Raw genomic sequence first — 21,992 nt, 5'->3', positions numbered from 1 at the left:
AACTGCACATCGGCCCGGCGGGCGCTACGGCACGGAGAACTCAGACGCGATCCTCCGCGTCGGCGAAGGCCACGACCCGTGGCCTGGTCTCGGTGCGCCGGATTGCCGGGAGCTCCTGATCGGCGATGCCGAGATCGTGCATCCGGCGCGCGGTGACCAGCACCCGCGATTCCACCGAGCCCACCGTGGCGTTGAAAGCCGCTACGGCCTTACCGAGATTCACGCCGAGAGTGTCGAGGTGCTCGGCCACTTTGCCGACCCTGGTGTAGAGCTCCTTGCCCAATTGCTGCACCGTTGCCATATCGCGCGAGAGCGCCTCCTGGCGCCAGCTGAACGCGACCGTGCGTAACAGGGCGATGAGCGTAGTGGGGGTTGCCAGGATCACGTTCCGGCCGAACGCGTACTCGAGCAGGCCCGCGTCGGTGGTCAGCGCGGCGTCGAGGAAGGGGTCACCGGGGACGAACAGCACCACGAACTCCGGCGCCGGGTCGAACGCGGCCCAGTAGGCCTTGTCGGCGAGCTGGTCGACGTGGGCGCGCAGCTGCTTGGCGTGCCGGGCCAGCAGTTGATCGCGATGGGCGGGGTCCTCGGTGGTGGCGGCGTCGAGGTAGGCCGTGAAGGGGACTTTCGCGTCGACCACGATGTGCCTGCCTCCGGCCAGGCGCACCACCAGGTCGGGCCGCACCGCACCGCGGTCGTCACCGCCCCGGCGGTGGACCTGGGTGTCGAAATCGCAGTGCCTGGTCATCCCGGCCAGTTCGACGACGCGTTCGAGCTGGATCTCGCCCCAGCGCCCGCGGATCTGCGGCGCCCGCAGCGCCGCGACCAGCTGACCGGTCTGATCGGAGAGCCGATGCGAGGTGCGCTGCATCCCGGCGACCTGCTCGCGCAGCCCCGAATACGCGTCGATCCGGTGGTGCTCGACCTGGCGGATCTGCTGTTCCAGCGCGCCGACCGCCGCCCGCAGCGGATCGACCAGGGCGCCGACGGCGGCCGAATGCCTGCGCGCCGCATCCTCGTTGGCCGCGTGCAGCGACTGCTGCAGCAACCGCTGATTGTCACCGGCCGCGGCGAGCCGGGCCTCCGCCGCGGCGGCGCGCTGCCCGCCCCTGGCGGCACGGCCCAACCAGCCGAGACCGAAGCCTGCGGCGAAAACCAGGACGAGCGCGACGAGCATCGAAGCGGTCATAGCGGCGATAGTGCCCGAGGCCACCGACAAACTCGCAATCGACGGGCAACCCCGGCGCGGCGCCACGCCGGGAAATCACATCCCTGTAGTGCGCCGATTGAATTCTGTCGGGGGTGTGCCCTACGGTTCGCGGCATGCGGATCCTGCACACCTCCGACTGGCACATCGGGCGCACCTTTCACGGTGTCGACCTGCTGGCCGATCAGGCGCGGGTGCTCGCGGCGATCGCCGATCTGGTGGCCGCCGAAGCGGTGGACGTGGTGGTGGTGCCGGGCGACGTCTACGACCGCTCCATCCCCAGCGCCGACGCCATCACCGTCTGCCAGCGCGGTTTCGAGGCCATCCGGGCCGCGGGCGCCACGATCATCGCCACCTCCGGCAACCACGACTCGCCCGCCCGGCTCGGCGCCGGTGCCAGCTTCGCCGCCGCCGGTGGACTGCACCTGTGCACGAGGGTCGCCGACGCCGACCGTCCCGTCCTGCTCGCCGACGCCGACGGCGAGGTGGCCTTCTACGGCATCCCGTATCTCGAGCCGGAGATCACCCGCGCCGAACTCGGTGTGCCGCAGGCGCGTTCGCACGCGGAGATCCTCGCTGCCGCGATGGCGCGGATCAATGCCGACCGCGCCACCCGGCCGGGTGTGCGGTCGGTGGTGCTCGCGCACGCGTTCGTGGTCGGGGGCGAGGCCACCGGTTCGGAGCGCTCCATCTCGGTGGGCGGGGTGGAGACCGTGCCCATGTCCGCTTTCGACGGTATCGACTATGTGGCCCTGGGGCATCTGCATTCGCCGCAGACGCTCGCGGAATCGGTGCGCTACAGCGGTTCCCCGCTGCCGTACTCGTTCGGTGAGAACTCCCACCGCAAGGCGGTCTGGATCGTCGACCTCGACGCGCGCGGACTGGCCGCGGTGCGCAGGCACGATCTTCCGTTGGTGCGTGGCCTGAGCAGGCTCACCGGCACGCTCGACGAGCTGCTCACCGCCGCCGAATTCGCCGCCGCCGAGCCGCATTACGTGTCGGCGACACTCACCGACAGCAAGCGTCCGGTGGACCCGATGCGGCAGTTGCGCGAACGGTTCCCGCATGCCGTGCACGTGGAATGGCAACGCCCGGAGGGTAATCCGGAGCTGCGCTACCGCGAGCGGGTGCACGGGCGCCACGACACCGAGGTGGCGGCGAGTTTCCTGACCGATGTTCGTGGTACGCCGAGCAAGGGGGAGATGGCATGGGTGGAGCGGGCATTGGCCGCGGCGGTGCGCGAGTCCGATCCGGTCCGGGTGGGGTCCGGCGACGACGAGCAGCCGGAGCTGACGGCGTGAAGACCCGGCGCGCCGACCTGTCCGGTGGTGCCGCGTGAGGTTGCACCGGCTCGAACTCACCGCCTTCGGTCCGTTCGCCGAGACCACCGTGGTCGATTTCGACGCGCTCGGCGCCGACGGGCTGTTCCTGCTGCACGGGCACACCGGCGCGGGCAAGACCACGGTGCTCGACGCCATCGCCTTCGCCCTCTACGGGCGTGTCCCCGGTGTGCGTGGCGAGAGCAAACGCCTGCACTCCGATCACGCCGACGCCCAGACCCCGCCCCGGGTGAGCCTCGAGGCCACCCTCGGTGCCCGGCGGCTGCGGCTGACCCGCACCCCGGAGTTCGAGCGGCCCAAGCTGCGTGGCACCGGCACCAGGATCGAACCGGCCAAGGCCACGCTGACCTGGCTCGACGGCAGCGGCGAGAACCTCTCGCGGATCACCGATATCGGCGACGAGGTGCTGCGGCTGCTCGGCATGAGCGCCGACCAGTTCTTCCAGGTCGTGCTCCTGCCGCAGGGCGATTTCGCGCGGTTCCTGCGCGCGGAGAACGAGGACCGCGAGAAGCTGCTCGAAAAGCTCTTCGACACCCAGCGTTTCGGCACCGCCGAACAGTGGCTGGCCGAGCGCCGCCGGGCCGCCGGTGCCGCGCTGGAGACCCATCGGCAGGGGATCGACCGTCTGATCACCATGGTCGGCATGGCCGGTGGGTACCAGGGCTCGGAGTCGGTCGAGGTGCGCGATGCCGTTGTCTGGTCGCAGGAACTGCTCGCGACCGCGCGCGCCGAACTCACCGAAGCGAACACCGTCACCGACCTGCGCCGCGAGGAATCCGCCGCGGCCCGTGCAGAAGCCGAGGAACAGCGCCGCGTCACCGAGCTGCGCACCCGCCGCGCCGCCGCCGAAACCGAACTGGCCGCCTACACCGCCGCCGCACCCCGCCGCGCCGAGCGGCAACACGAACTCGACCAGGCCCGCCGCGCCGAGCCGGTCGTCCACGCCATCGACGAGGCTCGCTCCGCCGTCCGCACCCTCCGCCGCGCCGAATCCGCCACCCACACCGCCGCCACCACCCTCGCCGCCCACCTCACGGCCCCCGAGACCGCCGACATCAGCGGCATCGACCTGCTGACCATCGTCACCGAGCACACCGAGCACACCGAGCACACCGAGCACACCGAGCACACCGAGCACACCGAGCACGCCGGGCGGGCCGAGCACGCCGGGCGGGCCGAGCGGCCCGGGCGAGCCGGGCAGGCCGAGCGGGCCGGGCAGGCCGAGCGTGCCGGGCGGGCCGAGCATGCCGGGCGGGCCGGGCAGGCCGAGCGTGCCAGGCGGGCCGGGCAGGCCGAGCGTGCCGGGCAGGCCGAGCGAGCCGGGCAGGCCGAGCGAGCCGGGCAGGCCGAGCGAGCCGGACAGGTGGGCACGCCGGGCGAGGTGGCGCGTACGGGTGGGCGTAGCACTACGCGCGAACCGAAATTGCCCGACGCGGCTCGTCGCGTGTCGGCGGGAACGGCTGCGGGCGCTGAGGATGCGGGGGTGCGTGATGTCGTGGGCGACCTCGATGCCGCCGTCAGCGGGTGGAACGGATTGCTCGGTGTGCTCGCGGAGGTACGGGCCGACGCTACGACGGCTGAGCAGCTGACCGCCGATCTCGCGGCGCGCGAGCGGGAGGCCGCGCGGCTCACCGCACGGGCGGGGGAGCTGGCGCGGCGGCGGACCGAACTGCCGGTCGCCCTCGCCTCGGCGCAGGAACAGTTGCGTGAGGCCACCGACGCGGCGGCCGCGCTGCCCGGGATACGCAACGAGCTCGCCAAGTGGCAGGACTCGGCGGCCGCGGCGGTCGAGATCGCCCGGCAGCGCCCGGCGCTGGACCGGGCGCAGGGGGAGTTCGACGCCGCCCGGCGCACGCACCTCGATGCCCGTGAACGCGTGCTCGATCTGCGCGCCCGGCGGCTGGCGGGAATGGCCGCCGAGCTCGCGGGGGCCCTCGTCGTGGGCGCGCCGTGCACCGTCTGTGGTTCGGCCGAGCATCCCCAGCCCGCGCGGCCCACCGACGACGCGGTGTCCAAGGATGCCGAGGACGCGGCGGCGGCCGCCGAACAGGCCGCGGAGGTGGCCCGCGACCGGATCGCCGAGCGGATCGGCGCCATCGAACGCGAGATCGAGGCCCTGATCGCCCGTGGCGGCGACACCGACCCCGTCGCCCTGGCCGACGAGGTGCGCGCCGCCACCCACCGCTTCACCGACACCGCCGACACCGCCGAGCGCGTCCCCACCCTCACCACCCGCCTCGACACCTTGCGCGGCGAGGAAACCCGGCTCAACGACGAGTCCCGCGATATCGACGCCCGCCTCGGCACCACCACCGCCACGATCACCGCCACCCGCACTCGCCTGGACGAACTCACCCAGCGCCTGCGCACCGCCGCAGGCGCCGACCGCACCCTCGAGGCCCGCGTCACCCGCCTCGAATCCCTCATCACCGCCGCCACCGCCCTGCGCACCGCCCGCACCGAGGAATCCGCCGCCCGCACCGCCGTCCACCGCATCGCCACTCGCGTCGAAAATCTTGCCCGCGCAGCAGGTTTCGTCCCCGAGGGCTTCGAGCAAGAGCGTTCCCCGCTGGAGTCGAGCCCGGCCACGAACGAGACGCCCGGCGCCCCGCCCGCAAACTCGCCCGCCAGTTCGGCACAGGCATGTGCCACCGACGGCGCGGCGACTCGAGCACGTGGCACCGTCGATGCCACCGCGCGTGGTGCCGACGACGTGATGGTGCGTGGTGCCGACGACGTGACGGTGCGTGGCGCCGAGGACGCGATGGCGCGTGGCGCCGACGACGTGACGGCGCGTGGCGCCGAGGACGCGATGGCGCGTGGCGCCGCCGACGCCGATCGGCCCGGAGCCGCCATCGAGGGCGACGAGGCCGAATCCGCTTCGGGCCCCGGGGAATCCGGCAGGCCCACGAATGCCGAGTCCGAATCGCTCAGCCTGTTCGACCTCTTCGCTGAGGACTCCACCGGCGACACGACCGCCGACCCGGAACCCGCGACGCCCCGCGACGATATCGCCCTGCTCACCGCGTACGCCCAGGTCGTCACCGCGGTCGCCCGGACCGCGCGGCAGCAGGCGGATATCGAGGCCGAACTCACCGCCGCCGACCGGGCGCGGGCCCACGCCGAGGCGGTGCTCGCCGAACCGCAGATCAAGGCGGTGGCCGGGCAGCTGCCCGGTGACCTCGCCGAACTGGAACAGCGGTTCGCGCAGGCGCAGACCGCGCTGAACACGGCGGTGGCCGCGCAGTCCGCGGCGGCGGAGCGGGTGGCCCAGCTCGAGCGACTGGGCACCCAGCTGTGGGGCGAGGTCGAGCGGATCGCGCCGGAGCAGCGGGCCTATGACGAACTGGCCGGGCTGGCCGATGTGGTCGCCGGGCGGGGCGAGAACAATCGCCGGATGTCGTTGCGGTCGTATGTGCTCGCGGCCCGGCTGGAGGAGGTCGCGGTGGCGGGTTCGCTGCGCCTGCGCCGGATGTCGGGTGGCCGTTATGAACTCGTGCACTCGGACAAGGCGGGGCCGCGTGGGCGCCGTGGTGGACTCGGCCTCGATGTCCGCGACGACTACACCGGCGCCGTGCGCTCCGCGAAGACCCTGTCCGGTGGCGAAACCTTCATGGCCTCCCTCGCCCTGGCTCTCGGCCTGGCCGATGTGGTCGCCGCCGAATCCGGCGGCGTCGTCCTGGACACCCTGTTCATCGACGAGGGCTTCGGCAGCCTCGACGCCGACACCCTCGACGCCGTCATGGGAGTCCTCGACGAACTCCGCGCCGGCGGCCGCGTCGTCGGCGTCGTCAGCCACGTCGACGAAATGCGCCAACGCATCCCCAGCCGCCTCCACGTCCTGCGCGGCCGCACCGGCTCCCGCCTCGAAGCCACCGTCGCGTAACCGCGGCGCTCCCGTGACTACACCACCACGGGTTCCGGGCGCGGGATCGGGGTGAAGCCGGGCAGCCACCGGTCCACGAACGGGATCATCAGCTGGATGAGCGGTCCGATGCCGAAGGCGTAGACCAGTGTCGCGATGCCGACGGTGCCGCCCAGGAACCAGCCGGTGGTGAGCACCGTGGCCTCGATGCCGGTGCGCACCGACCAGACGGGCCACCCGGTCCGGGCTACCAGTCCAGTCATCAGTCCATCACGGGGACCCGGACCCATGCCCGCGCCGATGTAGAGCACGGTCGCCGCCGCGTTGACGACCACCGCCGCCACCATGGCCAGCCCCTGCCACGCCAGCCCGCGCACGTCGGGGAGCAGCCACAGCCCCACATCCACCGCGACGGCGATCACCACCACATTGCTCACGGTGCCCAGCCCCGGTCGCTGCCGCAGCGGAATCCAGGCCAGCAGCACCGCGAGGCCGGTCAGCGCGGTGACCACGCCGAAACTCAGGGGCACGTGCGCGGCGACTCCCTGATGGAAGACGTCCCACGGATCGAGCCCGAGACCGGCTCGGATCATCACCGCCATCGACGTCCCGTACAACCACAGCCCGGCATACAGGGCGACCAGACGACGAGTGAGCATGTCACTCAGCATCCGGGCAGACTGGACCTTCAGAAAGAGCCACTCGGCGAATACTGGCCTGATGGATCGCTCACTGTTCGTGCGCGAGCAGCCACCGCTTCGCCTCGAGCCCCCACCGGAAACCGCCGAGCTGCCCACCGATCCGCAGCACCCGATGACACGGCACGAACAGCGCCGCCGCATTGCGCGCGCAGGCATTGGCCGCGGCCCGCGTCGCCGCCGGACGGCCCGCCAGCCCAGCGAACTCGGTGTAGGTCACCGGCTCACCGGCGGGCACCTTGCGCAAAATGTCCCACGCGTGGGTGAGGAATTCCCCCGACTGCTGGCGCACCGGGATCGTGTCGATCGCCGTGAGATCACCGGCGTGGTAGTCGAGTACCGCCCGGGTCACGGCACCGAGGGAGTCCCGGCGCCGCAGCTCGGCCGGTCGCAGGCTCGAGTGGATGACGGTGGTGAGGTCGGCGGGATCGCCGGTCCAGCCCGAGGCCAGTACGGCCCCGTCGGCATCGACGATCGCGGTGAACGGACCGATCGGGGTGGTGACGGTGGCGATATCGGCGGAACGAACAGGGGTGGTGGTCATGGTTTTTCGCTTCCGGTCGCGGGGATGACGCCGCGCTCCACGAGCGCCGTCTTCCACAGATGCATGGACAGATACGAGCGCCACGGCGCCCAGCGGGTGGTGTGGTCGAGGTCGACCCCGGCCAGCAGCGCGCCTTGGCGCACCACCAGATCGGTGTCGAGCAGGATGTCGGGGTCGGCGAGCAGCCGCATGGTGACGTAGTCGGCCGTCCATGGCCCGATCCCGGCCAGGGTGAGCAGGTCGCGGCGCAGATCGGCCGCGGTGCGCCCGGCGTGCAGGGCCAGGTCGCCGTCGGCGATGGCCCGGGCGGCGGCCACGATCGCGGCGACCCGCCGGGCCGGACCGGTGAGGATCTCGGCGCCCTGCTCGGCGATCGCCTCGGCGGTGGGGAACAGTCGCGGTGCCGGTCCGTCGATCCGCTCGCCGAGCGCGTCGACCAGCCGTGCGGTGTGCGTGGCGGCGGCGCGCACCGAGATCTGCTGACCGATCATGGTGCGCAGCAGCAACTCCGGGCCGTCCGGGCAGCCGGGCACCCGGATGCCCGGCGACCAGCCCGCGCGGCTCGCCGGGCCCGCGGCGTCGGTATCGATACCGAGCGCCTCGTCGATGCCGAGCGGGTCGGCGTCGAGGTCGAGCAGGTGCCGCACCCGCGCGACCGTCGGTGCCAGATCGCGCATGTCGCGCAACGCGAGCTCGGCGCGCACGTGGCCCGGACGCAACGACAGCCGCACCGTCGCGTATCCGTGCGGGGTGCGCAGGCTACGGGTGTAGACGCCGTCGTCGAACAGTTCCATCCCCGGCACCGTGTGGGCGGACAGGAACCAGCCGAGCCACGCCGTGTCGAGGGGTTCCCGGTAGGGCAGGCGCAGCGTCAGCAGCCCGGGCACGGCCGGAACGACGACATCGTTGCGTGCCGAGGCCCGCAGTTCGCCGCGCATCGTCGTCGGGCTGACGGCGAACACCTCGCGCACGGTGTCGTTGAACTGGCGGATGCTGGCGAACCCGGCCGCGAAGGCGATATCCGACATCGGCATCTCGGTGGTCTGGATGAGCAGCCGCGCGGTGTGCGCGCGATGCGCCCTGGCCAGCGCGAGCGGTCCGGCGCCGAGTTCGGTGGTGAGCACCCTGGTCAGCTGACGTTGCGAGTACCCCAGCGTCGCGGCCAGCCCGGGCACCCCGCCGCGTTCGACCACCCCGTCCCCGATCAGCCGCATGGCGCGCGCGGCGAGATCGGCGCGGACGTTCCACAGCGGGGAGCCGGGCGCGGCGTCGGGCAGGCAGCGGCGACAGGCCCGGTAACCGGCCTGCTGGGCGGCCGCCGCCGTGGGTAAGAAGCAGACATTGGCCCGTTTGGGGGTGATCGCCGGGCACGAGGGCCTGCAGTAGATGCCGGTCGTGCGCACCGCGGTGAAGAACTGCCCGTCGAAACGGGAGTCCCTGGTCGACACCGCGCGGTAGCAGCGTTCGAAGTCCAATGCCGTGATCGTCACGGGTTCCACAGTGTCAGCACGGAGGCGCCGACGCTAGCGGAAATCAGCCACATACCCCCGAGGGGGCGTCGGCGGGTCGTGGCCCGGTCAGCAGCAGCGATTGGTGGGGTTGCGGTCGGCTTCGGCGTAGCGTTCGCGCCAGTAGTCCCGTTCCGAGGCGATCGGCTCGCCCGGGTGGGTGCGCCTGCGATGCTCGACGTACCGGCGGTAGTCCTGACCACCGTTGATCGCGCTGTACCACCAGGCCACCCCGCGCGCCGCCGACCGCAGCCACGCCCAGCCCGCGGCCACAACCGGCCCGGCCCAGCGGCCGCGGGCGGCGCTCACGACACGTGCGCCGATCCGGGCGCGCTCACCTTGCCCTCGGCGATGAGCACGTCCCACTCCTTCTGCACGTCCTTCTCCGCCGAGGTGGCCAGGAAACCGCTGGGCGAGAAGATCTTCGACGGCTGCTCCTCGGACTCGGTGCTCGACACCGTCCCCGAACGGATCGCCTTGAAGCACACATACGCGCCGACCACGGTCACGATCAGCACCAGCACCGCGAACACGATGGACAGCGTGCCCTGGATGAAGGTGTTGCGGATGGCCGTCTCCACCTGCTCCGGCGTCTTGGCCGTCAGACAGCCCTTGCCCGCGTCCTTGGCCGACTGGCACAGGCTGTGCTGCTTCCAGTAGCCGAGCTTGGGATCGGCGGAGAAGATCTTCTGCCAGGAGGCGGTCATCGTGACGATCAGATCCCAGACCAGCGGCACGCCCGGAATCCACGCCCACTTCCACTGCCCGCGTTTGACGATGATGGTGAGCACCACCGTCAGCGCGATCGCGGCCAGCAGCTGGTTGGCGATACCGAACAGCGGGAACAGCGCGTTGATACCGCCGAACGGATCGTTGACACCCATCAGCAGCACACTGCCCCAGCCCGCCACCACCAGCAGCGAGCACACCCACGCGCCGACCCGCCAGGACGGGTCCTTGAACTTGCGGAAACCGCCGCCGAAATTGCCCAGTGCGTCCGACACCAGGAACCGCGCCACGCGGGTACCCGCGTCGATGGTGGTGAGGATGAACAGCGCCTCGAACATGATCGCGAAGTGGTACCAGAACGCCTTCATCGACTCACCGCCGAGGAACTGGTGGAACACTTCGGAGATACCGACCGCCAGCGTCGGGGCGCCACCGGTGCGCGAGATCACCGAGTTCTCGCCGACGTCAGCGGCCGCGTCGGCGAACAGCGCGGGCGTAGCCTTCGGATCGCCGAGCCCCAGCGAATTGGTATAGGCCGCAGCGCCTTCCGGGGTGCCGCCGGTGAGCCCGACCGGGGCGTTCATCCCGAAGTACAGGTGCTGGTCGATGATCGAGGCGGTGATGATCGCCATCACCGCGACGAACGACTCCATCAGCATGCCGCCGTAGCCGATCATCCTGGCATTGGACTCCTTGGCCATCAGCTTGGGCGTGGTGCCCGAGGAGACCAGCGCGTGGAAACCCGACAGCGCACCGCAGGCGATGGTGATGAACAGGAACGGGAACAGGCTGCCCGCGAACGCCGGACCCGTACCGCTGTACGCGAACTCGGAGACCGCGGGCGCCTTCAGCACCGGCATCGTGATCAGGATGCCCGCCGCCAGCAACACGATGGTGCCGACCTTCATGAACGTCGACAGATAGTCGCGCGGAGCCAGCAGCAACCACACCGGCAGCACCGAGGCGAAGAAACCGTAGGCGATCAGGCACCAGGCGATGGTGGTGCGCGAGAGGGTGAACCAGTCGGTGCCCCACTCGGTCTCCGACACCATGCCGCCACCGACGATCGCCGCCAGCAGCAGCGCGATACCGATCGCGGACACCTCACCGACCTTGCCCGGCCGCAGATACCGCAGATACACACCCATGAACAGGGCGATCGGGATGGTCATCGCGATGGAGAACACACCCCACGGGCTCTCACCCAGCGCGTTGACCACCACCAGCGCCAGCACCGCCAGCAGGATCGTCATGATGGCCAGGATCGCCACGATCGCGGCCACACCACCGACCGCGCCGAGCTCGTCGCGCGCCATCTGCCCGAGACTGCGCCCACGCCGGCGCGTCGAGGCCCACAGCACCAGATAGTCCTGCACCGCGCCCGCGAAGACGACACCGACGATGATCCAGATGGTGCCCGGCAGATACCCCATCTGCGCGGCCAGCACCGGACCCACCAGCGGCCCGGCCCCGGCGATGGCGGCGAAATGGTGCCCGTAGAGCACCCGCCGATCCATCGGCATGAAATCCTTGCCGTTGTCGTAGATCTCGGCGGGCGTGGCCACATCGTCACGCGGCTTGGTGATCTTCCATTCGATGAACCGCGCGTAGAAGCGGTAGGCGATGATGTAGGTACACACCGCCGCGATCACGATCCACACCGCGTTCACCGACTCGCCGCGCACGAACGCCACCACGGTCCAGGCGATGGCGCCGAGCACGGCGATCCCCGCGAACACGGCCTTCTTGGCCGGGGTGATCGGCGTGCGGTCGACGAGACCGACCGGAGGAAGATCCGGCTCGGTCCGCAGATACTCGATGGTCGCCATTGACTCAACTCCTGATCGAACGCGCCAAGCCTCGGGTAGAACACGGACAAGGTAGCGGATCGGCCGGGCCGATCGAGCGGGATCTCCGGCCTCGCGGCCAAGATGAAATTTTGTTCAGGGTTGGTTGGAGCGCTGGCGCGCTCGAGTTCGCGCCCTTTGGGCGGTCCCGTCGATCAGGCACCGTGGCTTGCTCCTTCGTCGCGTACGCCACGGCGCCTGATCGACGGGACGGGCGCGAACCGCCGACTTCGTCGGCGATCCCTCCTCGGGGTCGGGATGTTGTTGTTGCGGGGAGTTGTTCGGGTTTTGTGTAGTGGTGACAGTGAATTCATCGGGTTGCCTGTTGTGGATCACTGTGTCGGTGTTTCTGCCCTGGTCAGGTGGGTGGTCGTGGTGTCGAATTGTCGTTCTCGGAAATGCTCGACTATTTCCTGTGTGTGGCCATGGGGTTTTTCGTGATCAGTTCGTGAACTGTCCAGATGCGGTGGTACCGGGACGATTTCGCGTAGTTCTCGCCTTAGGTTCGGGGCGGCTCATGGGCCGAATCCTTTTCCCTTCGGAAGGCAAGTCTTTATGCGAACTACCGGCGGCCGCAGACGCAGCATGCATGCGGCAGTGATGATCGGCGTCAGCGCTCTCGCTGTCGCCTTGTCCGGGGCCGGCGCCTCGGCGAATCCCACCTCCGAACCCACCGAGCAGGCGCTGGCCGAGATCATCGGCGCGGGTGCCATCGCGGACAGCGGCAGTGCGTCGGGGTCGGGGTGCAACTCGGGGTCGGGCACGGGCTCGGGCAACGGGTCGGGGGACTGCTACGGCGGCTCGGGCTCCAGCTCGGGGTCGGCGGGCGGCTACTCCAGCGACACCAAGGGCTGGGGGCCGCGGCAGACGGCGTTCCTGCCCGCGTTCGCCTACGGCCTGTCCAACGGTGACGCGGCCCCGCCCGGCACCAACGACTGGAACTGCAAGCCGACCGCCGAACACCCGCGCCCGGTCCTGCTGATCCACGGCACCTGGATGAACGCCTACAACGGCTACGCCTACATGAGCCAGCCGATCAAGGACGCGGGCTACTGCACCTTCACCTTCAACTACGGGCGCTCGAACCTGCTCGAGGGCGGTGGCCTCGGTTCGGTGCTGCCGGGCGTGATGGGCACCGGCTACATCCAGGACTCGGCCAAGCAGCTGGCCGGATTCGTCGACAAGGTGCTGGCCGCGACCGGCGCCGACGAGGTCGACCTGGTCGCCCACTCCCAGGGCGGGTCGATGTCGAACTGGTACACCAAGTACGAGGGCGGCGCGGCCAAGGTCAAGAACCTGATCACCTTCGGTGCCACCCACCACGGCACCTCGCTCGACGGCATCGGCGCGCTGGGCCGCATGATCAACAACCTCGGCATCGACATCCTCGGGTTCATCGAGATCTTCGTCGGCCACGCGGGCATCCAGCAGACCATCGGCTCGGACTTCGTCAACCAGCTCAACGCCAACGGTGACACCGTCGCCGGGGTCGACTACACGGTCGTGGGCACCCGCTACGACGAGGTGACCAACCCCTACGACCTGACCTTCCTGAAGGCCGGGCCGGGTGCCACGGTCAACAACATCACCCTCCAGGACGGCTGCGAGCAGGACGTCTCCGACCACCTGACGATGATGTACTCGCCCCGGGCCCTGTCGATCGCGCTGCGCGCGCTGGACCCGGCGAGCAGCCCGAACCTGGTGTGCGAGTTCAACCCGTGGCTGGTCGGAGGGGGTGGTTCGCTGTAACTTGTCGAACCCTCGGTGACCGACCGCGATTCTCGGCACCGGCGGACGCGGTGGGCGGCTACTCCAGCCGCCCACCGCGTTCGTTCATTCCCCGGTGTAGGTGCCGAAGCTCCAGAGGTTGCCCTCGGGGTCGGCGGCGCTGAAGCCGCGGGAGCCGTAGTCCTCGTCGCGCAGCCCGCGGATGATCCGCGCGCCGGCGGCGGTGGCGCGGGCGTGGAGGGCGTCGGGGTCGTCGGTGATCAGGTAGAGGGAGGCGGTGCCGGCGGGGCGGCTGCCGAAGGGGGACTCGTCGCGGCCGGTGGAGCCGAACATGATGCCGCCGCCCGCGGGCCAGCGCAGTTCCCCGTGCTCGACGACCGACGGGTCGTCTGCTCTGGCGTAGACCGCGGTCTCGGTGAAACCGAAGGCGGTGGTGAGGAATTCGATCATGGCGCGGGCGTCGTCGAAGGCCAGGCAGGGCCAGACGCCGGTCACGGTGTTGGTTGTGGTGTCCATGGATTCAGCCTCGTGTGTCGGCGGTACTCGGGTCTTGGACGGATGGAACCTCCTCCTCGGTCAGCCAGGTGGTGGGCGAGCAGCCGGCGAGTTCGGCGAAGTCGCGATCGAGATGGGCCTGGTCGTAGTAGCCGCAGGCGGCGGCGACCTGGGCGATGGAGACGAACGAGGGCGTGGCCGCGAGCATGTGCCGGGCGCGTTCGAAGCGGATGATCCTGGCCGCCAGTTTCGGGCTCGCGCCGAACTCAGCGGTGAACTTGCGGGTCAGGTGCTGGCGGCTCCAGCCGATCCGCTCGGCCAGCGGGGTGATCTCGCAGGTGCCGCCGGTGCCGACGAGAGTGCGCCAGGCCCAGGTCAATTCGGGCCCGGCCAGCGACTCGGTGCGGGCGGCGGCCAGCAGTGCCCGGTCGCAGGCGGCGAAGCGGTCCGGCCAATCCCGGTGCGATTGCACGGCATCGGCGAGCTGATCACCCAAAATCCTTTGCGCGTCGGTGCATTCGATCGACACATCCCACAGTTCGCGCGCGGGCATGCCGAACAGCACGCGGCTGCCCAGCGGTGTCAGCTCGATGGCGATGCCCTCCTGGAAGCCGGTGTGCGCGATCATCGCCGGGCTCGCCTGCAGGCCGCTGAGCACACAGCGGTAGCTGCCCGGCGCCTGACGGGGATCGGTCTGGGCGACCACGTCGATGGTCGGGCCGATCGCGACGATGAAGGTCATGTGGCGCGAGGGCAGCCCGCGGTGCAGGCCGGGGGCGAAGCCCGCCAGCCGGTAGCCCACGTACCGGTCGATGAACGCTGCCAGCACCGGCGCGGGGGCCGCGGTCACCACCTCGGTGCTCGGCTCCATACCGGCCACGCTACGCCGGGACGGCGCGGTCGGCGTCCGTCAAGCCCGCGACGGTGTGGGATGACGCACGCGTCCCGGCCACCGGGGTGGGGTAACCGTTTCGTGAAGGTGCTCTCCGCAGTGTCGCGGAGTCGGTGAGATTTCGCACTCACACGTCCATGGCCTGTGGAAACGCGCACTCGGCCGGTTAACGTTGCGCCTTCGCCCAAATCTGTAGGAGGTGTCATGCGGCGGGTTCAGTACGAGCGCAGCGGTGGTCCGGAGGCGCTCGAGGTCGTCGCGGCGGAGGTGCCGGTGCCCGGCGCCGGTGAGCTGCTGGTCCGGGTCGAGGCCATCGGGGTCACGCTGTCGTCGATCCGGCGGATCAGCGCCCAGCCGGTCGCGCAGGAATCACGCGCCGAGGTCGCCGGTGAGGTCGTCGCCGTCGGTGACGGGGTCGACGGCTACAGCGCCGGATACCGCGTCGTCGGCCTGTGCACCTCCGACGCCTACGCCGAATACGTCGTGCTGGCCGCCGACCAGGCCAGCGCCATCCCCGACGGCGCGTCCGCCGTCGACGCCGTCGCGCTCATGCGCAGCGGCCTGGTTGCCCTCGGCGCCCTCGACACCGCCGCCCCGCGCGAGGGCGAGACCGCCCTGGTCACCGCCGCCTCCGGTGGTGTCGGCCACCTGGCCGTCCAGCTGGCCCGCGTGCGCGGCGCCGCCTGGGTCGTCGCCGCCGTCTCGGACCCGGCCAAGGCCGATTTCGTGCGCGAACTCGGTGCCGACGAGGTGTTCACCTACGACCAGCTGCACTGCGGCAAGCAGGCCGACTACGCCCTCGACGGCGTCGGCGGCACCGGTCTCGGCGGCACCCTGGCCGGGCTGGCCGAAGGTGGCCGCGTGGTCACCTACGGCACCGGCGGCGGCCTGATCGACGCCGAGGACCTGCTCGCCGGCGGCAAGACCCTCACCGGCTTCCGCATCGGCCGCCTCGCCCAGCGCGACCCGGCCCGCTACGAGGACCTGCGCCAGGAGGTCTGGCAGTACTACGCCTCCGGGCTGCTGCACCCCGTCGTGCACGCCGAGTTCGCCCTCGACGACGCGGCGGCCGCGCACGCGGTCATCGAGCAGCGGGCCAACCTGGGCAAGGTCGTACTGGTTCCCTGATCCGGTCAGCGCCGGGCGGTGGCGGTCAGGTGACCTTCGCCGATGATGTGATCGCGCAGGGTGAAGGTGACCAGCGCGGGCGGTGTCGTCGGCGGCAGCCCCAGGCTCGGGGTGTCGAGCGCCAGGACGGTGAACCGGTAGCGATGCGCCGGGTCACCGACCGGCGGGCACGGACCCAGATAGCCGGTACCCCCGGCGGTGTGGGTGCCCGCGACCGCGCCCGCCGGGGCCGGATCGGTGACGCTGGTCGCGGTGGCCGGGATGTCCCAGGTCAGCCAGTGCCAGAAGCCGGAGCCGGTGGGCGCGTCGGGATCGAACACGGTGAGCGCGAAGCTCTTCGCCGCCGCAGGCGCGCCCGACCAGGTGATGGTGGGCGCGTCGTTGTCGCCGGTGCAGCCCAGGCTCGCGGCGAAACCCGCGCCGGGGACCTCCGAGCCGTCGGGCAGATCGGGACTCGTGACGGTGAACGTCGGGGTCCCGGCCGGAATGTAGGACCGCACGGCGGTCGTATCGTCCGCCGGGGTGCCCGCGTCACCACAGGCGGTGGTGAGCAGCGCGACAGCGGGCAGTGCGATGCTCGCCAGGGTGCGGGCGATGGTCATGGGTGACTCCTTGTTCCTTCCTGCGTGCCGCGCGCGAGCGGGTGAGTCCGCGCGAGGCGGGACTGCCCGAGACCGGCCGCCGCCGGACCCCCGGCCTGCGGCGGCAGGAAGTGGCGCAGCTGGCCGCCGTCAGCGTCGACTGGTATATCCGGCTGGAACAGGGCAGGGCCGGAACCCCGGGCTCCGGCGTCCTGGACGGCATCGCAGACGCGCTGCGGCTGGGTCCGGCCGAGCGCACACACCTGCATCTGCTGGCCCGGGGCGAGGCGCCGCCCGCACCGCACACCCCGGGACCGGTGCGGGCCTCGCTGCACCTGATCCTGGACAGCCTGCCCTGGCCCGGCTACCTGATGGACCACCGCTTCGATGTCCTCGCGCGCAACGACGCCTCCGCGGCGCTGTTCGGCGACGGATTCGTCGCCGGGATCAATGTCGCGAACATGATCTTCCTCGACCCCACCTCCCGCGCGACGCAGGCGAACTGGGATCAGATCGCCCGCGAGACCGTCGGCCACCTGCGCCGCAACCGCACCCGGTACCCCGGCGATCCCGAACTGGACCGCATCATCGAGGAACTGCGCTGCGCCAGTCCCGAGTTCGCCACCTGGTGGGACGACCACACCGTGCGCGAACGCAGCTTCGGAACCAAACTGATCCGTCATCGCGAGGCAGGCGAGATCCCCGTCTCCTACGACATGCTCGCCGCGCCGGACGGGTCCGGTCAGGTCCTGGCGGTGGTGACCCCGATCGGTCCCGCCGCCGCGCGTGCCGTGCACAGCCTCGTCCTCGCCCGCGCCGATCGCTTGGGCGCCACCAGGCTGCGGGGGATCACCGCGTAGGATCTGATCCTCGTGAGCCTCACCCTCGGAATCGTCGGCCTGCCCAATGTCGGAAAGTCGACCCTGTTCAACGCGCTGACCAAGAACGACGTGCTGGCCGCGAACTACCCGTTCGCGACCATCGAGCCCAACGTCGGCGTGGTCCCGCTGCCCGACCCGCGGCTGGGCGAGCTCGCGAAGATCTTCGGTTCCGAGAAGATCGTGCCCGCCGTGGTGTCCTTCGTCGACATCGCCGGCATCGTGAAGGGCGCCTCCGAAGGCGCGGGCCTGGGCAACAAGTTCCTGGCCAACATCCGTGAGGCCGACGCCATCTGCCAGGTCGTGCGCGTGTTCGCCGACGACGACGTGGTGCACGTCGACGGTCGGGTCGACCCCACCGCCGACATCGAGGTCATCGAGACCGAGCTCATCCTGGCCGACCTGCAGACCCTCGAGAAGGCCATCCCGCGCCTCGAGAAGGAAGCCAAGGTCAAGAAAGACCGCAAGCCGCTGCTCGACGCCGCCAAGGTCGCCCAGGAGTTCCTCAACGACGGAACCACCCTGTTCGCCGCGGGCAAGAAGATCGACGCCGAGCTGCTGCGCGAACTCTCGCTGCTCACCGTCAAGCCGTTCCTCTACGTCTTCAACGCCGACGAATCGGTGCTCACCGACGAGGCCAAGGTCGCCGAACTGAAGGCCGCCGTCGCCCCCGCCGACGCCGTCTTCCTCGACGCCAAGGTCGAAGCCGAACTCCTCGAACTCGACGACGAGTCCGCCCTCGAACTCCTCGAATCCATCGGCCAGACCGAACCCGGCCTGCACGCCCTGGCCCGCGCCGGCTTCCACACCCTCGGCCTGCAGACCTACCTCACCGCAGGCCCCAAGGAAGCCCGAGCCTGGACCATTCACCAGGGCGACACCGCCCCCAAGGCCGCAGGCGTCATCCACACCGACTTCGAACGCGGCTTCATCAAAGCCGAACTCGTCGCCTTCACCGACCTCGTCGAAGCCGGCTCCATGTCCGCCGCCAAGGCGGCAGGCAAGGTCCGCATGGAAGGCAAGGACTACGTCATGTCCGACGGCGACGTCGTCGAGTTCCGTTTTCAAACAACGTCAGGTGGCAAGGCCGCTGCCAAGTAGGCCCCCGGCTTCTGGATAAACATGCAGGTAGACGACTTCTTCATCGAGGCGCACGACACCGATGACCCGTGGGGCGTCGGCTCGCCGAAGCTCTTCTTGCGGACGGACCTCCTGAACAGTCTTCGCAGCGGACCGCTGCCGGACGAAGATGATCTCTCGACCGCGATAGCCCTCACGCGGCTGGTGCATGGCGAGCTGGAGTCGTACGGCACGGATGGCACGGAGCGGCTGAACAACGACGAGATTTCGGTTGCACAGCGAAGTCTCCGCGTGACATTGGAGCGGCACGGGATTCGGCTGTCGTTGCCGTGGCGGGACTACAGCACATTTCGTGGCTACTGGCTTCGGAACGAAGCCTCGGGCTCGTGGCAGGCCCGAAGAGACATCCTCAGCACGTTCTTCGATCCCGTCTTCGAACAGCTCTATCAGCTTGAGGAAGCGGCCTTCTCGGCCGGTACGGCGGTGGCGGTATCACCGCACGCGGGCACTGGTTGGCCCGCAGTCGATACGGAAATTGCTGAGCTGCGGAAACGGTTCAGATCAGCCATCACACCGCAGGACTTCCGCGACGTAGGGAACAGGTGTGTCGCGGTGCTGGAGACGTTGAGCCGAACGGTCTACGACCCGGCGCAGCACCTGCGCGAGGGCGAAACCGAGCCACCGGTGGACAAGACCAAGCAGCGACTCGGCCGCTACGTAGAGGACTCGCTTGCAGGCAAGGACAACGAGGAAGTCCGTGGTGTGGCGAACAAGGTGTCCGAGCTGGCTCACAAGGTGAAGCACCGGCCGTTCCCCAGCCGCCGGGACGCCGGGATCGTGGCCGACGCCGTGATCCTGCTCGCGAACATTCTCCGTCGGGTCGATCAGGATCAGTGATCGACGCAATGCGAAACGTCCGTGACGGGCTGGCCGGACACAGCGGTGACAATGACCGCGCGCACGGTCGTTCTGTCGGACGACTGCAATACAGTGGCCGCATGACCACGGGACTACTGCAACGCGCCGAGCGCCGACGTGTCGAAGCGCTTGCGACGCTCGACGCTGACCATCAGGCACGTCTCGGCCAGTTCTTTACCCCGGAGCGTGCCGCGCAGCTCATCGCCGGTTTACCGCGCCTACCGCAGACGGGGACGCTCCGAGTTCTCGACCCAGGTGCAGGGTCCGGTTCCCTGACTGCCGCGCTGATCGAACGGGTGCTCACCGAGGCACCACATCTGTCTGTCGATCTCGTGGCCGTAGAGATCGACCCTGTCGTGGCGGACTTCGCGGGGGCGACCCTGGACGATTGCGCACGCACCGCCAGCGAACGCGGTGCCACGGTCACGTCTCGCGTCGTCGTTGGAGATTTCATCGAGCTGCGTACGGCGGGCATGTTCGAGGATGCCTTGAGCGAGCGGTTCGACATAGTGATCATGAATCCGCCGTATGCCAAGCTCGCAGCGGGATCAGACCATCGAAAGGGACTTCGCCAGGCGGTGGTTGATTGCCCGAACTTGTACGCTGCGTTCCTGGCGCTTGGCGCGGACGCGCTCCATGCCGGTGGGCAGCTCGTCGCCATCACACCACGTTCATTCGCGAACGGGCCGTACTTCGAGCAGTTCCGCCGCTACCTCCTCGGTGAACTCGCCCTCGACCGACTTCACACCTTCGAGTCACGCTCGACTGTCTTCGCCGACACGGGCGTGCTCCAGGAGAACATCGTCTTGTCGGCTACGCGCGGCGGTGACCGCGAGAAGGTCATGCTCAGCGTGAGCAGCGGGCACACGGACACCGCCGTCGAACACGTCGTGGATTATGACGAGATCGTGCGCCCCGGCGATCCCCATCAATTTCTGCGAATCAGCGCGGGCGACGCCGATACGGCTGTTGCCGAACTCATGGCGTTGATGCCGTCCACGCTGACGGATATCGACCTCCATATCTCTACAGGCCGAGTCGTGGATTTCCGCTCTCGCGAATGCCTGCTGGATGGTCCTGAGCCGGGCTCCGTGCCGTTGATCTACCCCGGCAATCTCCGCAACGGCGTTGTCGAGTGGCCGAGGGAAATCCGAAAGCCCCAAGGTTTCGCGGCCCACACCGAAAAGGACCGCAAGCTCCTTATGCCGACGGGCGCTTACGTACTCGTGAAGCGGTTCTCGGCAAAAGAGGAGCGGCGGCGCATCGTGGCGGCTGTCTGGAACCCCGAGACTGACGGCGCGACCCCGGTCGCGTTCGAGAACCACGTGAACGTCTTTCACTCCGGCGGCGAAGGCCTGGACCTCGCGACGGCCGTCGGCCTGAGCCTATGGCTCAACAGCACGGCCGTGGACAAGTTCTTCCGCACGTTCTCGGGTCACACGCAGGTGAACGCGACCGACCTACGAACGCTTCGTTACCCGACGGCCGATGCTCTGCGCTCTCTCGGGCTCGGCCGCACACCCGTTCTGCCCGATCAAGATTCAATCGACGCACTGGTGCGCGAGCACCTGCTGGGGGACCACGACGTATGACGATCGACCCGAACGCTCAGACGATCACCGAGGCGCGGCAGCTCCTCTCCGACCTGGGTTTCGACCGCGAGCGGACCAACGAGCGCTCAGCTCTGGTTCTCCTGGCACTGCTTGAACTCGGCCCCGGCGACGATTGGTCGAATGCCGCGAATCCGATGCTCGGTACCCGAGCGATCATGGACTGGATCAGCGAGCAGTTCGACGTTCAATACGCACCGAACACGCGCGAGGCGGTTCGCCGATTCACCCTGCACCAGTTCGCCGACGCCCTGCTCATTGAGCAGAATCCCGACCAGCCTGACCGCCCGGTCAATTCGCCGAAGTGGTGCTACCAGGTACACGCAAACGCCCTCAAAGTAGTCCGCGCTTTCGGCTCCTCCGAGTATGCGACGCTCCTTCTCGACCATCTGATTGCGGTTCCTGGTCTGAAAGCCCAGTACGACGCCGCCCGAGAAATGCATCGAATCCCGGTCAATTTGCCGAGTGGTCAGCCGTTAACGCTCAGCCCCGGTGGCCAGAATGTCCTCATCAAGCAAATGGTGGAGGACTTCTGCGGGTACTACACGCCCGGCGGTGAAGTGCTCTACGTCGGCGACGCCGACGCGAAATGGGCGGTGTTCGAGGAAGCCGCGCTGGCTGCGCTTGGCGTGACGGTAGACCAGCACGGCAAGATGCCCGACTTGGTGGTCTACCTGCCCGCCAAGAACTGGCTGGTGCTGCTGGAAGCTGCGTCGTCACACGGCCCGGTCGATGCCAAGCGCCACCGCGAATTGAGCGAGTTGTTCCAGCACTCCACAGCCGGGCTTGTGTATGTCTCGTGCTTCCCGTCTCGGGTCGAAATGCGGAAGTACCTTGCTGAGATCGCCTGGGAGACCGAAGTCTGGTGCGCGGACAACCCGACGCACCTCATTCACTTCAACGGCGAGCGGTTCCTGGGGCCGTACGAGAGCAAACCGTAGGCC

The 21,992-nt window shown here is 69.5% G+C and carries 18 protein-coding genes; 9 read left to right on the top strand and 9 right to left on the bottom strand.

All coding sequences use genetic code 11. The features are described from left to right. Nucleotides 1–40: 40 nt before the first annotated feature. On the bottom strand, nt 41–1,189 hold the full coding sequence (locus ACFC06_RS12700; RefSeq protein ID WP_375929889.1) for a DNA recombination protein RmuC: 1,149 nt from the start codon (nt 1,187–1,189) through the stop codon (nt 41–43). A 134-nt stretch (nt 1,190–1,323) separates the two neighbouring features. Here ACFC06_RS12700 and ACFC06_RS12695 point away from each other — a divergent pair, with 134 nt between their 5' ends. Together ACFC06_RS12695 and ACFC06_RS12690 are read left to right on the top strand one after the other, a co-directional pair. Continuing rightward, nucleotides 1,324–2,508 carry an exonuclease SbcCD subunit D gene (locus tag ACFC06_RS12695; RefSeq protein ID WP_375929888.1) on the top strand — a complete coding sequence of 395 codons (1,185 nt, stop codon included), beginning with the start codon at nt 1,324–1,326 and terminating at the stop codon, nt 2,506–2,508. Nucleotides 2,509–2,542: 34 nt separating this feature from the next. Then, a complete protein-coding gene (locus tag ACFC06_RS12690) occupies nt 2,543–6,433 on the top strand; it encodes an AAA family ATPase (protein ID WP_375929887.1) in 3,891 nt (1,296 codons plus the stop codon). A 17-nt stretch (nt 6,434–6,450) separates the two neighbouring features. Here ACFC06_RS12690 and ACFC06_RS12685 read toward each other — a convergent pair whose 3' ends face one another. The 5 genes from ACFC06_RS12685 to ACFC06_RS12665 form a co-directional block, all read right to left on the bottom strand. Next, nucleotides 6,451–7,071 (bottom strand): YitT family protein, encoded by a 621-nt coding sequence (locus ACFC06_RS12685; RefSeq protein WP_375929886.1) that lies wholly within the window; start codon nt 7,069–7,071, stop codon nt 6,451–6,453. A gap of 70 nt (nt 7,072–7,141) precedes the next feature. Further along, nucleotides 7,142–7,654 (bottom strand): methylated-DNA--[protein]-cysteine S-methyltransferase, encoded by a 513-nt coding sequence (locus ACFC06_RS12680; protein WP_375929885.1) that lies wholly within the window; start codon nt 7,652–7,654, stop codon nt 7,142–7,144. Further along, nucleotides 7,651–9,153 (bottom strand): AlkA N-terminal domain-containing protein, encoded by a 1,503-nt coding sequence (locus ACFC06_RS12675; protein WP_375929884.1) that lies wholly within the window; start codon nt 9,151–9,153, stop codon nt 7,651–7,653. Before ACFC06_RS12675 ends, ACFC06_RS12680 begins: the two co-directional genes overlap by 4 nt. A 78-nt stretch (nt 9,154–9,231) precedes the next feature. Further along, nucleotides 9,232–9,471, bottom strand: coding sequence for a YbdD/YjiX family protein (locus ACFC06_RS12670; RefSeq protein ID WP_375929883.1), 240 nt, complete (start codon nt 9,469–9,471; stop codon nt 9,232–9,234). Then, the gene (locus tag ACFC06_RS12665; protein ID WP_375929882.1) at nt 9,468–11,720 is read right to left on the bottom strand and encodes a carbon starvation CstA family protein; all 2,253 of its coding nucleotides are present in this window, start codon (nt 11,718–11,720) and stop codon (nt 9,468–9,470) included. The genes ACFC06_RS12670 and ACFC06_RS12665 overlap by 4 nt, the downstream gene beginning before the upstream one ends. A 603-nt stretch (nt 11,721–12,323) precedes the next feature. On the opposite strand from ACFC06_RS12665, the gene ACFC06_RS12660 reads away from it, so the two are divergent. Then, complete coding sequence (locus tag ACFC06_RS12660; protein WP_375929881.1) at nt 12,324–13,487, top strand: esterase/lipase family protein; 1,164 nt, start codon at nt 12,324–12,326, stop codon at nt 13,485–13,487. A gap of 84 nt (nt 13,488–13,571) precedes the next feature. Here the strand turns inward: ACFC06_RS12660 and ACFC06_RS12655 are convergent, their stop codons facing one another. Beyond that, the gene (locus tag ACFC06_RS12655; protein ID WP_375929880.1) at nt 13,572–13,982 is read right to left on the bottom strand and encodes a VOC family protein; all 411 of its coding nucleotides are present in this window, start codon (nt 13,980–13,982) and stop codon (nt 13,572–13,574) included. A gap of 4 nt (nt 13,983–13,986) precedes the next feature. Further along, entirely contained in the window at nt 13,987–14,832 is an 846-nt protein-coding gene (locus ACFC06_RS12650; RefSeq protein ID WP_375929879.1) for a helix-turn-helix domain-containing protein, read from the bottom strand. Between the two features lie 225 nt (nt 14,833–15,057). Here ACFC06_RS12650 and ACFC06_RS12645 point away from each other — a divergent pair, with 225 nt between their 5' ends. Then, nucleotides 15,058–15,981, top strand: a complete 924-nt coding sequence (locus ACFC06_RS12645) for a zinc-binding alcohol dehydrogenase family protein (RefSeq protein WP_375929878.1) — start codon at nt 15,058–15,060, stop codon at nt 15,979–15,981. 5 nt (nt 15,982–15,986) lie between these two features. On the opposite strand, the gene ACFC06_RS12640 is transcribed toward ACFC06_RS12645, so the two are convergent. Further along, nucleotides 15,987–16,583, bottom strand: coding sequence for a YbhB/YbcL family Raf kinase inhibitor-like protein (locus ACFC06_RS12640; protein ID WP_375929877.1), 597 nt, complete (start codon nt 16,581–16,583; stop codon nt 15,987–15,989). 2 nt (nt 16,584–16,585) lie between these two features. Here ACFC06_RS12640 and ACFC06_RS12635 point away from each other — a divergent pair, with 2 nt between their 5' ends. The 5 genes from ACFC06_RS12635 to ACFC06_RS12615 all read left to right on the top strand — a co-directional run bounded on the left by ACFC06_RS12635 (nt 16,586) and on the right by ACFC06_RS12615 (nt 21,989). After that, the gene (locus ACFC06_RS12635) at nt 16,586–17,422 is read left to right on the top strand and encodes a helix-turn-helix transcriptional regulator (RefSeq protein WP_375929876.1); all 837 of its coding nucleotides are present in this window, start codon (nt 16,586–16,588) and stop codon (nt 17,420–17,422) included. A 12-nt stretch (nt 17,423–17,434) separates the two neighbouring features. Next, nucleotides 17,435–18,541: a redox-regulated ATPase YchF gene (gene ychF, locus ACFC06_RS12630; RefSeq protein WP_375929875.1), complete on the top strand. Its 1,107-nt coding sequence runs from the start codon at nt 17,435–17,437 to the stop codon at nt 18,539–18,541. A 21-nt stretch (nt 18,542–18,562) separates the two neighbouring features. Next, nucleotides 18,563–19,417, top strand: coding sequence for a hypothetical protein (locus ACFC06_RS12625; protein ID WP_375929874.1), 855 nt, complete (start codon nt 18,563–18,565; stop codon nt 19,415–19,417). Nucleotides 19,418–19,518: 101 nt separating this feature from the next. Continuing rightward, on the top strand, nt 19,519–21,030 hold the full coding sequence (locus tag ACFC06_RS12620; RefSeq protein ID WP_375929873.1) for an Eco57I restriction-modification methylase domain-containing protein: 1,512 nt from the start codon (nt 19,519–19,521) through the stop codon (nt 21,028–21,030). After that, on the top strand, nt 21,027–21,989 hold the full coding sequence (locus tag ACFC06_RS12615; RefSeq protein ID WP_375929872.1) for a BsuBI/PstI family type II restriction endonuclease: 963 nt from the start codon (nt 21,027–21,029) through the stop codon (nt 21,987–21,989). The genes ACFC06_RS12620 and ACFC06_RS12615 overlap by 4 nt, the downstream gene beginning before the upstream one ends. Nucleotides 21,990–21,992: the final 3 nt, after the last annotated feature.

Source organism: Nocardia sp. NPDC056064 (genome assembly GCF_042266925.1).
GTDB lineage: Bacteria > Actinomycetota > Actinomycetes > Mycobacteriales > Mycobacteriaceae > Nocardia.
This window is presented reverse-complemented; position numbering and strand designations above follow the sequence as displayed.

Excerpts from the sequence above, each read along its gene's own strand:
- ACFC06_RS12695 (WP_375929888.1), top strand. The coding sequence starts at position 1,324 with ATGCGGATCCTGCACACCTCCGACTGGCACATCGGGCGCACCTTTCAC.
- ACFC06_RS12680 (WP_375929885.1), bottom strand. The coding sequence starts at position 7,654 with ATGACCACCACCCCTGTTCGTTCCGCCGATATCGCCACCGTCACCACC.
- ACFC06_RS12685 (WP_375929886.1), bottom strand. The coding sequence starts at position 7,071 with ATGCTCACTCGTCGTCTGGTCGCCCTGTATGCCGGGCTGTGGTTGTAC.
- ACFC06_RS12700 (WP_375929889.1), bottom strand. The coding sequence starts at position 1,189 with ATGACCGCTTCGATGCTCGTCGCGCTCGTCCTGGTTTTCGCCGCAGGC.
- ACFC06_RS12645 (WP_375929878.1), top strand. The coding sequence starts at position 15,058 with ATGCGGCGGGTTCAGTACGAGCGCAGCGGTGGTCCGGAGGCGCTCGAG.
- ACFC06_RS12640 (WP_375929877.1), bottom strand. The coding sequence starts at position 16,583 with ATGACCATCGCCCGCACCCTGGCGAGCATCGCACTGCCCGCTGTCGCG.
- ACFC06_RS12625 (WP_375929874.1), top strand. The coding sequence starts at position 18,563 with ATGCAGGTAGACGACTTCTTCATCGAGGCGCACGACACCGATGACCCG.
- ACFC06_RS12660 (WP_375929881.1), top strand. The coding sequence starts at position 12,324 with ATGCATGCGGCAGTGATGATCGGCGTCAGCGCTCTCGCTGTCGCCTTG.
- ACFC06_RS12650 (WP_375929879.1), bottom strand. The coding sequence starts at position 14,832 with ATGGAGCCGAGCACCGAGGTGGTGACCGCGGCCCCCGCGCCGGTGCTG.
- ACFC06_RS12620 (WP_375929873.1), top strand. The coding sequence starts at position 19,519 with ATGACCACGGGACTACTGCAACGCGCCGAGCGCCGACGTGTCGAAGCG.
- ACFC06_RS12655 (WP_375929880.1), bottom strand. The coding sequence starts at position 13,982 with ATGGACACCACAACCAACACCGTGACCGGCGTCTGGCCCTGCCTGGCC.
- ACFC06_RS12665 (WP_375929882.1), bottom strand. The coding sequence starts at position 11,720 with ATGGCGACCATCGAGTATCTGCGGACCGAGCCGGATCTTCCTCCGGTC.
- ACFC06_RS12615 (WP_375929872.1), top strand. The coding sequence starts at position 21,027 with ATGACGATCGACCCGAACGCTCAGACGATCACCGAGGCGCGGCAGCTC.